General features: G+C 73.6%; 12 protein-coding genes. 4 read left to right on the top strand and 8 right to left on the bottom strand.

Features of this window, described 5'->3' with window-relative positions; translation table 11 throughout:
- Positions 1-34: 34 nt before the first annotated feature.
- Positions 35-1,165 (bottom strand): 5-(carboxyamino)imidazole ribonucleotide synthase, encoded by a 1,131-nt coding sequence (locus M1L56_RS04260; protein ID WP_308198811.1) that lies wholly within the window; start codon positions 1,163-1,165, stop codon positions 35-37.
- 77 nt (positions 1,166-1,242) lie between these two features.
- Here M1L56_RS04260 and M1L56_RS04255 point away from each other — a divergent pair, with 77 nt between their 5' ends.
- On the top strand, positions 1,243-1,911 hold the full coding sequence (locus tag M1L56_RS04255; RefSeq protein WP_248598302.1) for a GtrA family protein: 669 nt from the start codon (positions 1,243-1,245) through the stop codon (positions 1,909-1,911).
- Here M1L56_RS04255 and M1L56_RS04250 read toward each other — a convergent pair.
- The 3 genes from M1L56_RS04250 to M1L56_RS04240 all read right to left on the bottom strand — a co-directional run bounded on the left by M1L56_RS04250 (position 1,832) and on the right by M1L56_RS04240 (position 4,233).
- Positions 1,832-2,734: a DarT ssDNA thymidine ADP-ribosyltransferase family protein gene (locus M1L56_RS04250; protein WP_248598301.1), complete on the bottom strand. Its 903-nt coding sequence runs from the start codon at positions 2,732-2,734 to the stop codon at positions 1,832-1,834. The genes M1L56_RS04255 and M1L56_RS04250 overlap by 80 nt on opposite strands.
- 90 nt (positions 2,735-2,824) lie before the next feature.
- Complete coding sequence (locus tag M1L56_RS04245; RefSeq protein ID WP_248598300.1) at positions 2,825-3,325, bottom strand: PH domain-containing protein; 501 nt, start codon at positions 3,323-3,325, stop codon at positions 2,825-2,827.
- Positions 3,326-3,381: 56 nt separating this feature from the next.
- Positions 3,382-4,233, bottom strand: coding sequence for a biotin--[acetyl-CoA-carboxylase] ligase (locus tag M1L56_RS04240; RefSeq protein WP_248598299.1), 852 nt, complete (start codon positions 4,231-4,233; stop codon positions 3,382-3,384).
- A gap of 109 nt (positions 4,234-4,342) precedes the next feature.
- On the opposite strand from M1L56_RS04240, the gene M1L56_RS04235 reads away from it, so the two are divergent.
- Complete coding sequence (locus M1L56_RS04235; protein WP_067948043.1) at positions 4,343-5,944, top strand: acyl-CoA carboxylase subunit beta; 1,602 nt, start codon at positions 4,343-4,345, stop codon at positions 5,942-5,944.
- Positions 5,945-5,953: 9 nt separating this feature from the next.
- On the top strand, positions 5,954-6,187 hold the full coding sequence (locus tag M1L56_RS04230) for an acyl-CoA carboxylase epsilon subunit (protein ID WP_248598298.1): 234 nt from the start codon (positions 5,954-5,956) through the stop codon (positions 6,185-6,187).
- Between the two features lie 307 nt (positions 6,188-6,494).
- Here M1L56_RS04230 and M1L56_RS04225 read toward each other — a convergent pair whose 3' ends face one another.
- Genes M1L56_RS04225 through M1L56_RS04210 form a run of 4 tightly spaced genes read right to left on the bottom strand, consistent with a single transcriptional unit; the run spans position 6,495 to position 10,797 of the window.
- A complete protein-coding gene (locus tag M1L56_RS04225; protein ID WP_248598297.1) occupies positions 6,495-7,502 on the bottom strand; it encodes a hypothetical protein in 1,008 nt (335 codons plus the stop codon).
- On the bottom strand, positions 7,499-8,731 hold the full coding sequence (locus M1L56_RS04220) for a sensor histidine kinase (protein WP_248598296.1): 1,233 nt from the start codon (positions 8,729-8,731) through the stop codon (positions 7,499-7,501). Before M1L56_RS04220 ends, M1L56_RS04225 begins: the two co-directional genes overlap by 4 nt.
- Positions 8,718-9,395 carry a response regulator transcription factor gene (locus M1L56_RS04215; RefSeq protein ID WP_248598424.1) on the bottom strand — a complete coding sequence of 226 codons (678 nt, stop codon included), beginning with the start codon at positions 9,393-9,395 and terminating at the stop codon, positions 8,718-8,720. The genes M1L56_RS04220 and M1L56_RS04215 overlap by 14 nt, the downstream gene beginning before the upstream one ends.
- A 52-nt stretch (positions 9,396-9,447) precedes the next feature.
- Entirely contained in the window at positions 9,448-10,797 is a 1,350-nt protein-coding gene (locus M1L56_RS04210; RefSeq protein WP_248598295.1) for a class I SAM-dependent RNA methyltransferase, read from the bottom strand.
- A gap of 71 nt (positions 10,798-10,868) precedes the next feature.
- On the opposite strand from M1L56_RS04210, the gene M1L56_RS04205 reads away from it, so the two are divergent.
- A complete protein-coding gene (locus M1L56_RS04205; RefSeq protein ID WP_248598294.1) occupies positions 10,869-11,507 on the top strand; it encodes a nucleoside triphosphate pyrophosphatase in 639 nt (212 codons plus the stop codon).
- Positions 11,508-11,558 lie beyond the last annotated feature (51 nt).

Below are 11,558 nucleotides of genomic sequence, written 5' to 3'. Positions count from 1 at the left end.
CCGGCTGGGTGATTCCGTGAGCCCGCCCGCGGGTCTAGTCCTGCAGCGCCGCCGCAGCCGCCCGCGCCTCGTAGACCGCCTCGTCGAGGTCGGGCCCGATCGCGGTGACGTGGCCCACCTTGCGGCCCGGCCGGGGCGCCTTGCCGTAGTTGTGCACCTTCACGGTCGGGTGCCCGGCGAGCGCGTCGGCGTAGCGGTCGGTCAGCGTGCCCTCGGCGGGCCCGCCGAGGAGGTTCACCATCACGGCCCACTCGTCGTGGCATCCGGTGCCGCCGAGCGGCAGGTCGAGCACCGCGCGGAGGTGCTGCTCGAACTGGCTCGTCGTGGCACCGTCCATGGTCCAGTGGCCGGAGTTGTGCGGACGCATGGCGAGCTCGTTGACGAGCACGCGGTCGTCGACGGTCTCGAACATCTCCACGGCGAGCACGCCCGTCACGCCCACGCCCTCGGCGACGGCGATGGCGACGTCGGCGGCGACATCGGCGAGCCGGCCCGCGGAGCGCGGTGCCGGCGCGATGACCTCGCTGCACACCCCGCCGACCTGGACCGTCTCGACGAGCGGCCAGGCGACGACCTCGCCCGAGGGGCGGCGGGCGACGAGCTGCGCGAGTTCGCGCCGGAAATCGACGAGCTCCTCGGCGAGGAGGGCGCCGTCGCGGCCGTCCTCGCCGACGGTGGCGAACCACTCCGCCACCTCGGCCGCGCCTCGCACGACGCGGACGCCCTTGCCGTCGTATCCGCCGCGCGGCGTCTTCACGACCGCGGCGCCGCCGTGCTCGGCGATGAACGCGTCGAGTTCATCGGGAGTCGACACGCGCGCCCACTCGGGCACCGGCAGCCCGAGCTCGGCGAGCCGCTCGCGCATGAGCAGCTTGTCCTGTGCGAAGCGGAGGGCGTCGGGGCCCGGGTGCACGGCGACGCCGGCGTCGACGAGGGTCCGCAGCACGTGCTGCGGCACGTGCTCGTGGTCGAAGGTGACCACGTCGACCTCGCGCGCGAACGCGAGCACGGTGTCGGGGTCGGTGTAGTCGCCGACGCGCTCGGCGGCCAGCGATGCGGCCATGCCCTCGCCCTCGGCGAGGACCCGGAGCTCGACCCCGAGCTCGATCGCCGCGGGGATCATCATGCGGGCGAGCTGCCCCGCGCCGATCACTCCGACTCGCACCCGTGCACGCTCCTCCCCGCGGCGCCCCGTGCACCGCGACACCCCATCCTATGGCGGCCCGGCCGTAGGATTCAGGGATGCCAGCGACGTTCCGCGACCTCGCGACCCGGGCGTGGAACGGGTTCCTCGCCTACCTCGTGAAGTTCGGCGTCGTCGGCCTCATCGGCCTCGTGATCGACGTGGCGCTGTTCAACGCGCTCCGCCTGGGCGTGCTCGGCGAGGGCACGTGGGTGCAGTCGGCGATCGGCGCGAAGACCGTCTCGACCTCCGTGGCGATCGTGTTCAACTGGCTGGGCAACCGCTACTGGACCTTCCGCCGCCACCGTCGCCGCCACGCGCTCCGCGAGTTCGCGGAGTACGCGGTCGTGTCGGTCGGCGGCATGGCGATCGCGCTGCTGTGCCTGTGGATCAGCCACCACCTGCTCGGATTCACCAGCCTGCTCGCCGACAACATCGCCACGAACGTCGTCGGGCTCGCGCTCGGCACCGCGTTCCGCTTCCTGCTCTACCGCTACTGGGTGTTCGGCCACCACCGCGCCGACGGCCTGTCGAACCTGGCGCGCGTCGAGGAGGCGCAGCGCGCCCTGTTCGAGGAGCCGCCGCTCGAGCCCGCCCCCGAGGTCGGCGGCGGCGAGCCTGCTCCCGGGTGGGGCGGCGCGGATGCCGCTACTCGGCCGCCGCCTGGAACCACGGCGGGTACACGGCGACCCGGGTCATCGAGCCCACCGCCTGCAGCGCGGCCCTGACCCGGTCGCGCACGCGGTCGTTGGCCACGGCCACGAGCGCGATCCGCTCGAGCGGCACAGCGCCGTGCACGAGGACCTCCGCGGCGCGCAGGCCCGCGCCGTCGTCGGCGAGCGTCAGGCGCACGAGGGCCCGCTCGGCATCGGCCCAGGCGGCGGCGAACGAGCCGCCACCGACCGCGGCATCCGTCTCGGACACCACGACATGCCCGGGCGCCTGCAGCCGGGCACCCGCGGCCGCACCGACGGACGTGACGAGGATCACGTGATCGGCGATGGGGTGGCCGACCGCCTCGGCGTTCAGCCGGGGGTCGGGCGTCCCGGTGCGGATGGACTCCCACACGTGGGCGTCGGTGCTGACCAGGAAGGGCACGTACTCCGCCACCCGGGCGCCGGACTCGCCGACCGAGGCGGACCGGCGGAACGCGCGCGCCGCGGGCGCGGCGAGGTCGACGGCGGGCTCGGCCGGCGGGTCGCCCGCGTCGGCGAGCAGCGCGCCGGCGCCGAGGATGCGGCCGAGGTTGTCGATGTGGGTCACGTGGAAGAGACGGGTCGCGGCGGCGTCGACCGGGGCCTCGGCGACGGCGCCCGGTCCGCGCGCGGCACGCGATCCGGCCTGCCGCGCCGCGCGGGAGGACGTCGCGGGACGCGCGGCCGACCTCGCCTTGGCCGCGCGCGCCTCGGCGGCGGCCGCGGCCTCGTGGGAGGTGCCCGGGGTCCGCGCCTGCCGGCTCCGCGCCGCGGTCACCGCCGGGTCGGGTTCAGCGGGCGGCGAGCAGATCGCGCAGAGGCCCTCGTCGAAACCGTGGATGCATTCCTCGCCCAAGTGGTGCCTTTCGTCGCTCGGCCCGCGGGGACGGCGAGCCGCCCGACTACAGTACGCGGTCCGGCCGGGTGCCCGGCACCGGAGGAGGATTCAGGCGCGCGCCCACGGCGGGGTATCGCCGTCCGGAGCCGTGCCAGGACCCACCGCGGGCGCCCCGAGCGCGTGCGCGGCGGCCATGAGCTCGTGCAGCGCCGCCTGGACCGCGAGCGGTCCCGGCACGTCCCGCAGCACCACGGGGACGTCGTGTCCGGTCTCGAGCCGGACGTCGCCGCTGCCGACCATCCGCTGCAGCCATCCGCGGCGCACCTGCACGTCGTACCCGCGACGGTGCCACAGCTCGCGCCGCACGCGCACGAAGAGGCCCCGCCGGACGATCACGCGACGCGTGGTGATCGTGGTCCGGGCGGCGAGCCACGACAGGTACGGGATGACGCACCCCAGGAGGACGACGAGGGCGGCGACGACCACGGCGACGAGTCGCGGCCATCCGTCGTCGAGGACGGGCACGAGGTACCCGACCCCGCCGGCGACCGCGACGAGCAGCAGCGTGGGCAGCACGAGCACGCGCGCGTGTCGCCGCAACCGGGCCACGATTCGCTCCCCCGGCGGCAGGCCGGGCGTCCCGCTCGCCTCCCCCATGGCCCCCATTAATACCTCAGGTGCGTGACGTCTCCGGCTGCGACCGCCCGGATCTCGCCGTCCTCGCGGTCCCGCACCATGAGCCGCCCGTCGGGCGCCACGGCCTCGGCGACGCCCAGCAGCTCGCCACCGCCGGGGAGCTCGACCCGCACGTCCCGGCCGAGCGTGCCGCACACCGCGACCAGCCGTTCGGCGGCGCCGCTCGCCACGGCGTCGCCGCCCGCGGCGACGAAGCGGTCGACGAGGTCGAGCAGGCGGGTCAGGTAGTCGGCGAGCACCGCGTCGGGGTCGGGACGACGCCCGGTGACGAGCAGCAGCGACGTCGACGTGAGCGTGGGCAGGTCGTGCTCGTCGAGGGCGACGTTGAGTCCCGCGCCGACGACCACGGTGCCCTCGGCCACGAGCTCCGAGAGGATGCCGCACACCTTGTACCCGGAGACGAGCACGTCGTTCGGCCACTTCAGCTCGACCTCGACGCCGCCGGTGCCGTCGTCCTCGCCGCCGCGGTCGACGGATGCCGCCGCCACCGCCGCGCGCACCGTCTCCGTCATCGCGATGCCGGCCAGCAGCGGGATCCAGCCGTACGCATCGGCGGGCAGGTCGGCGCCGGGCCGGAGCAGCACGGAGATCGCGAGCGTCTTGCCCGTGGGCGCGAGCCAGGTGCGGCCGAGCCGGCCGCGGCCCTGCGTCTGGTCGTCGGTGACGATGGCGGCGCCGTGCGGCCAGGCCGCGGCATCCGCCCCGGCGGCCGCCTCGCGGGCCACGTCGTTGGTCGACCCGGTGGTGTCGAGCCACTCGAACCGCGGGACCGCCGCCCGCGAACGCACCCACTCCATGCGCGCCTCCTGATCCGTCGCCATCAGGCTAGTGTCCGGGCGACGCCGGTGGCATCATCACCACGCACCACCGGGTTTTTGTGGGAAACCGTCAACGATCCCGCCCGGAGGCAGGCCGGTAGAGTGAAGCCTCGTGACCGAAGCGACGAACGACGGCCCCGACCTCTCCACCACCGCGGGCAAGCTCGCCGACCTCAAGCAGCGGTATCACGAGGCCGTCACGGCGTCGGGCGAGGCGGCGATCGAGAAGCAGCACGCCAAGGGCAAGATGACCGCCCGCGAGCGCATCGCCGAGCTGCTCGACCCCGGCTCTTTCGTGGAGTTCGACGAGTTCGTGCGGCACCGCACGTACGCGTTCGGCATGGAGGCCAAGCGCCCCTACGGCGACGCGGTGGTCACCGGCGTCGGCACGATCCACGGCCGGCAGGTCGCGGTGTACTCGCAGGACTTCACGATCTTCGGCGGGTCGCTCGGCGAGGTCGCGGGCGAGAAGATCATCAAGGTCATGGAGCACGCGCTGAAGACCGGCGTGCCCATCATCGGCATCCTCGACTCGGGCGGCGCCCGCATCCAGGAGGGCGTCGTCGCCCTCGGCAAGTACGGCGAGATCTTCCGCCGGAACACCGCCGCATCGGGCGTCATCCCGCAGATCTCGATCGTCTGCGGCCCGGCCGCGGGCGGCGCGGTCTACTCCCCCGCCCTCACCGACTTCGTCATCATGGTCGACAAGACCAGCCAGATGTTCGTGACCGGACCCGACGTGATCAAGACCGTCACGGGCGAGGACGTCGGCATGGAGGAACTCGGCGGCGCGCTCACCCACAACACGGTGTCGGGCGTCGCGCACTACCTGGCGAGCGACGAGTCCGACGCGCTCGACTACGCGCGCACCCTCGTGTCGTTCCTGCCGGACAACAACATGTCGGAGGCGCCCGTCTACGACAGCGAGGCGGAGCTCGAGATCACCGACGAGGACCGCCGGCTGAACACCATCATCCCGGACTCGCCGAACCAGCCGTACGACATGCACTCGGTCATCGAGGGCATCGTCGACCACGGCGACTTCCTCGAGGTGCAGCCGCTGTTCGCCCCGAACATCGTCATCGGCTTCGCCCGCATCGAGGGGCGATCGGTGGGCATCATCGCCAACCAGCCCAGCCAGATGGCGGGCACGCTGAACATCGCGGCGGGCGAGAAGGCGTCGCGGTTCGTCCGGTTCTGCGACGCGTTCTCCATCCCGATCATCACGCTCGTCGACGTGCCCGGCTACCTGCCCGGCACCGACCAGGAGTGGACGGGCGTCATCCGCCGCGGCGCGAAGCTGCTCTACGCCTACGCCGAGGCGACCGTCCCGCTCGTCACGGTCATCACCCGCAAGGCGTACGGCGGTGCGTACATCGTGATGGGCTCCAAGCAGCTCGGCGCCGACATCAACCTCGCCTGGCCCACGGCCGAGATCGCCGTGATGGGCGGCCAGGGGGCCGTGAACATCCTCTACCGCGGTGAGATCAAGCGGGCCGAGGAGGCCGGCGAGGACGTCGCCGCCGTGCGCACGCGGCTCGCCAACGAGTACACCTACAACGTCGCGTCGCCGTTCCTCGCCGCCGAGCGCGGCGAGCTCGACGGCGTCATCGAGCCGGCCGCGACGCGCGTCTCGGTGACGAAGGCGCTGCGTGCGCTGCGCACCAAGCGCGCGAGCCTGCCGCCCAAGAAGCACGGCAACATCCCGCTGTAAGGAGCCGCCATGACCACCGCACCCGGCGAGCCCGACGGCGCCCAGTCCATCGACCTCCGATTCCTCACGCGCGACGTGTCGGCTGAGGAGGCCGCCGCCGTGACCGCGGTCATCGTCGCGGCCGTCGACGAGGAGCAGGCCAGCCCGCCGCCGCCGGCGCGCAGCGACTGGGCGCACCCGCGCAACGCCCTGCGTCCGCCGATCGAGGTCGGCCCGGGACGCTGGACCTCGTCCCTGCGCTGATCGGCCCCGCCCGGAACGCGGTCTGTCCCCCGGATGCGACTCCCTCTGGTCCGATGAGGTCGTGTATGTCCCCCCAAATGCTGACTACCGCCGCGGCGCACGAAGCGTAGCATTGAGGCACGCACTCCTCTCTGGAGTCGTACCGCCGACGGCTGGGTACCGTCGGCGCTTCTGGGGGCGAGTCAGGGCGATATTCGGGTTGTCGCCGTGACTCGGGCTTGCTGGGGGGTCGGTAGGGGCCGACCCCCCGCTTCCAGGTGCAGAGCCGATCGACCGGCGCCCCGATCAGCGGATGCCGCGCTGCGGTTCACTCCGCGCGAGGGATCTCCAGCCACAGCTCGACCTCGGCGTCGTCGGACTCGAGTACCTCTCCCTCGCCACCGCCGCGCAGGCCCACGACGGTGACCGCCACCGGTGAGCCCGCCGCAGCCGTGCGCGCGATCACGCGATCCGCCCCGGAGTCGGCGATCGCGTCGGCCAGACGCGAGAGCACCCGGTCGCGGGCGTCCTCGTCGAGGTCGTCGATGCCGCCCTCGTCGAGCAGCGTGACGGTGGCACCGCGGTCGCGAGCCTCCTTGACGGAACGTCGAACGCCGTCCGTCAGCAACATCCGGCCACGTATCTCGTCGCGGATCGCCGCTTCGAGGATGCGGCATTCCCGGCGCTCGGCCTCGGTCAGCTCATGGTCGCCGTCGGCGATGCGACGGAGCATGGGGGCGGCGATCCGCTGCGTCTGCGCGAGGCGCATGCGACCTTCGAACAGGTGCGCGTCCTGCGCCGCCTGCCATGCCGCCGCTTCGCGCTCGGCCTGGACGTAACGGCGGGTCGAGCGTGCGGCGCTTGCAAGCGCCGACGAGAGCATGTGCGCGATCGCCACCCAGACGATCGACCCGACGACCCCGAGCTGACCCAGTGCGGCGAACCCGTCCCAGATGACGGTCTGGACGGCGAGGGCGAGCACGCCGAGCCAGGCGGCGATGAGCTGGCGTCGGGCCGCGGTGATGGTCATCAGCGTGCCCACCGCGGCGACGTACCAGGTCGCGTAGCCGTTGTCCTCGTTCGCATCGAGCTGGCTGGTCACGAGCAGCGGGAGCACGATGCTGACGGCGAGGTTCAGGGCGGCCAGCCAGTCCGGCATCCGGGCCCGCTGCGTCGGCCACAGGCTCAGGGCAGTGGCGACGGCGTACAGTCCCAGCGCCGCGACCGTCGGCCAAGGCGAATCGGGCTTGTCGAGCGAATAGATGCCGAGCACGACGTGGTACACGCTGAACAGCGCGCCGAGCACGAGCAGCAACCAGCGCGGAACGGCGATCACGAGTCGCTCGCTTCGACGCCGGCCGGCCAGGCGAGGGTGACCACCGTGCCCTCGCCCGGAGCCGACTCGACCGTTGCGGTGCCGCCGGCGTTCGCCATCCGCTCCTCGATCGACACCCGGAGGCCGATCCGGCTCATCGGCACGGCAGCGGGGTCGAATCCACTGCCGTCGTCGGCCACGCGGATCACGCACCCATTCGCGCCGGCGCCGCGGACCTCGACCGTACGCCCGACGGCGCGACCGGATTCGTCGGCGTGCTGCACGCTGTTGACCATGGCCTGCACCGCAGCCGACGACAGCGCGTCGACCGCCTCGACCGGCAGTTCGACGCCCCCGAGTCCCGTGGGTCGAACGTCGATCGGCGCCGAGAACCCCGCGACCGCGGTGCGCAGCCGACGCACGAGCACATCGAGCCCGACCCGATCCTCATTGCCCGGAAGCTCGGCGGCCGCTTCGTCGAGTCGGCGGACCGCGTCGCCGGCCATTCGAGCCGCGAGCGCGCGCTCGGCGGGCGTTCGCGCCGCTGCGGCAGAGAGCAGGGTCGTGAGCACGCTGTCGTGCACGAGCGCGTCGACCTTCACCCGCTCGATCTCATTGGCGTGCTGGCGTGCCACGACGTCGTACCGCTGCAGCGCCGCGTCCTGAGCGGCATCCACCGCCTCGGCAGCCTGGCGCAGCATGGTGATGATCACGAGCGCAACGATCCCGAGGATCATCGAGTACATCGCGTCGAGCGCCGCGAGGAACCCGTTCGCGCCGCCCCCTGCCGGCGTCGCGCGGATCACGCCGTAGGCGATGGGGATGAGGACGGTGTAGACCGCGGCGGGCATGGGCGGCACCGCGATCACCGCGGCCGTGGTGGCAACGGTGACGAGGTAGTACAACCAGGGCGCGCCGTCGATACCCGCAGGCGACCCGACCAGGTATGGCCACGCCACGAGGGCGATCGCGAACAGCACCGCGAACGTGGCCGCGGCAGCGCGCACGGCCACCCGGGCGAACGTCGCCACGGCCAGTGCCGCGAGCGAACCGTAGAGCACGGCCATGAGGGCGATTCCGGCACCGTCGGCGAGGGCCGGGGCCTGCCCGATGGCGATCGGCACCGTCTGTCCGCCGAAGACGAGGCCGAACACGCCCAGCGCCCGACCGGAGACCGTCTCGACCTGCGCCCGGCTGATGGCGGCCCGACGCGGCACGAGCCGCGTGGCACGCCATTCAGCGGCGGCCATCGCCGCCTTCCTGATCCAGTCCCGGCAGGATCCCGTCCTCGACGGCGCGTCGCAGCAGGTCGACCTTCGTCGGCGCGGGCCGCCCCACCTCGACGTACTTGGCTCGGATGCGGTCGAGGTACTCGCGCGCCGTCGAATGGGCGATGCCCAATCGCTCGGCAACGAGCTTCAGCGGCAGGCCCGACGCGTACAGGTGCAGCACGTCCCGCTCGCGTCGACCGAGCTGCGCCTTCGCGAACTCCTGGTCCGCTTCGATGGCGCTGGCCCACTCGACGTTGTTCAGAGCGTCGCCGCGGGCGACCGTTGCGATCGCGGAGATCACCGCGGACGTCGGCGACGATTTCGGGATGACCCCGGCCGCCCCGGCGGCGAGCGCCTCGCGCACCGCGGCGACGCGGTCGGCGATGCTGTGCACGAGCACCTTGCTGCCCGAGCCGAGTACGGCGCGCACGTTGTCGGTCACGCTCGAACCGTCGCCGAGCGACAGGTCGAGCAGGACGACCCGCGGCCGCTCCGTGGCCGGATCGCGCAGGCTCGCGAGCAGCGACGCCACGTCGGCCGTCTCCGCGACGACGTCGTAGCCGGCGTCGCGGCATGCGGCACGCAGTCCGAGTCGCACGGCCTCGTGGTCATCGACGATCGCGACCGTCGTGCGCGACGGCATCGTTGCGGGTTCCGCGGTCACTGGGCCCCCCTCACTCGGCTCCACGGTCGATTCACACCCTAGCGGCCAAGCGCGCGACCGCCTCGACGTGGTGGGTGTTGGGGAACAGGTCGAGCGCGCGGATCGCCTCCAGCTCGTACCCCCGCACGCGGAGGAGCCCCACGTCGCGCGCCAGCGCGACCGGGTCGCAGGCCACGTACACGAGCTGGGCCGGGGCCAGCCGAACGAGGTGGTCGACGACGTCGCGGCCGGCTCCGGACCGGGGCGGGTCGAGCACGACGGTCGCGTCGCGCAGGGCCGGCCGCGAGGCATCCGTCGTCTCGGCGAGTTCGGCGAGGTACCGGTCGACGCGTGCGGTGACGGCCCGCGCGCCGACCCAATCGGCGAGGTTCTCGCCCGCGTGGAGCGTCGCCCGCTCGTCGGCCTCGACGGTCGTGATGCGGGTCGCCGAGCCGAAGCGGTCGCCGACGGCGGCGGCGAGGAGGCCGACCCCGCCGTAGAGGTCCTGGTTCTCGGCGGCCGGGTCGAAGCGATCGGGGTCCACGAGGTCCTGCACGGCACGGGTGAGCGTCGCGGCGGCGCCCCGGTGCACCTGCCAGAACCCGTCGCGGTCGACCGCGAAGCGACGGCTGCCGACGACCTCGGAGACCACGGGGTGCTCCTCCGGCCGGGCGCGCGCTCCCGTCCGCCCGCGGTCGCGCGCGTCGTGCTCGCGCACCACGACCTCCGGCGCACCGGTCGACGGCGCGACCAGGTCGACCCAGCGAGCGCCGGGGAGGGACCGGTCGAGCGGGGCGAGGTCGGCGAGTTCCGCGACGGCGACCGGCAGGGTCGTCACGGGGACCACGGTGTGGCTCCGGGCCGCGTACGGGCCCACCGTGCCGTCGGGGGCGACGTGCAGGCGCACGCGCGTGCGCCATCCGGTGCCCGCCTCGGCGTCGACGCCCGGCGCGAGCGCGGCGTCCACCGGCTCGACCTCGACGTCCGCCTCGACCCCGCCGAAGCGGGCGAGCGCGTCGCGCAGCACCTCGGCCTTGAGCTCGCGCTGGCGCGGCATGCGGATGTGGCCGAACTCGGCCCCGCCGGCGCGGGCCTCGGGCGCCCGGTCGACCGACGCCTCGGGCCAGACGTGGTCCCGTCGGTCGGGCGAGGCGCGGAGGACCTCCACCGTCTCGGCCCGCCAGAAGCGGTCGCGGCCGGCATCGACAACCTGCGCCCGGACGAGCTCGCCCGGGATCGCGTCGGCGACGAACACGACCCGGCCCTCGTGGCGGGCCACCGCGACCCCGCCGTGCGCGATGCGCTCGACCTCGAGGTCGAGCACCGGTCCGGGCTCGCTCGGGCGCCGGCGCGCGGCATCCGCGGTCGTGGGGGAGGGGCGTCGACGACGTGGAGCTGCCATCATCCGAGCATCCCACACGCCGTCGCGGCCGAGATGGCCCGCGGACCGGCCCTGCGGGCAGGATGGGGACCATGCGCCTCTACCTCGCCTCGACCTCCCCCGCGCGACTCCAGCTGCTCCGCCAGGCCGGCATCGAGCCGGTCCTGCTGGCGCCCGGCGTCGACGAGGAGGCGGCCGTGGCCGAGCACGAGGCGACGCACGGGCCGCTCGCACCGGAGGAGCTCGTGCAGCTCCTCGCCCGCCGGAAGGCGGAGGCGATCGTCGGCCGCACCGTCGACGGCGAGGCGATCGACGGGATCATCCTCGGCGGCGATTCGGCGTTCCTCGTCGACGGCGAGCTCTTCGGCAAGCCGCACCGCCCCGAGGTGGCCCGCGAGCGATGGGCGCGGCAGAACGGGCGGGCCGGCGTTCTGTGGTCCGGGCACTGGGTCATCGACCACCGCGGCGGCGCCGTCCGCGCGGCGGTCGGGCGTGCCGCGTCGGCCGTGGTCGAGTTCGCCCGCCTCGACGACGCCGAGATCGACGCGTACATCGCCACCGGCGAACCCCTCTCGGTCGCGGGCGCGTTCACCGTCGACAGCCTGGGCGGGCCGTTCATCCGCTCGGTGACCGGCGACCCGTCGACCGTCGTGGGGCTGTCGCTCTCGACGCTCCGCGAGCTGGTCCGCGAACTCGGCGCGACGTGGACCGACCTGTGGGACCTCCGCTGATCTCGCGGGATTGTCTGCCACCGAAACAGTCTCCGGTCTTTTTTGTGGACC

Source organism: Agromyces sp. C10 (assembly GCF_023217995.1).
GTDB lineage: Bacteria > Actinomycetota > Actinomycetes > Actinomycetales > Microbacteriaceae > Agromyces > Agromyces indicus.
The sequence above is the reverse complement of the archived record's forward strand: the minus strand, read 5'-3'. Positions and strand labels throughout refer to the sequence as shown.

Excerpts from the sequence above, each read along its gene's own strand:
- M1L56_RS04255 (WP_248598302.1), top strand. The coding sequence starts at position 1,243 with ATGCCAGCGACGTTCCGCGACCTCGCGACCCGGGCGTGGAACGGGTTC.
- M1L56_RS04240 (WP_248598299.1), bottom strand. The coding sequence starts at position 4,233 with ATGGCGACGGATCAGGAGGCGCGCATGGAGTGGGTGCGTTCGCGGGCG.
- M1L56_RS04230 (WP_248598298.1), top strand. The coding sequence starts at position 5,954 with ATGACCACCGCACCCGGCGAGCCCGACGGCGCCCAGTCCATCGACCTC.
- M1L56_RS04220 (WP_248598296.1), bottom strand. The coding sequence starts at position 8,731 with ATGGCCGCCGCTGAATGGCGTGCCACGCGGCTCGTGCCGCGTCGGGCC.
- M1L56_RS04215 (WP_248598424.1), bottom strand. The coding sequence starts at position 9,395 with ATGCCGTCGCGCACGACGGTCGCGATCGTCGATGACCACGAGGCCGTG.
- M1L56_RS04210 (WP_248598295.1), bottom strand. The coding sequence starts at position 10,797 with ATGGCAGCTCCACGTCGTCGACGCCCCTCCCCCACGACCGCGGATGCC.
- M1L56_RS04205 (WP_248598294.1), top strand. The coding sequence starts at position 10,869 with ATGCGCCTCTACCTCGCCTCGACCTCCCCCGCGCGACTCCAGCTGCTC.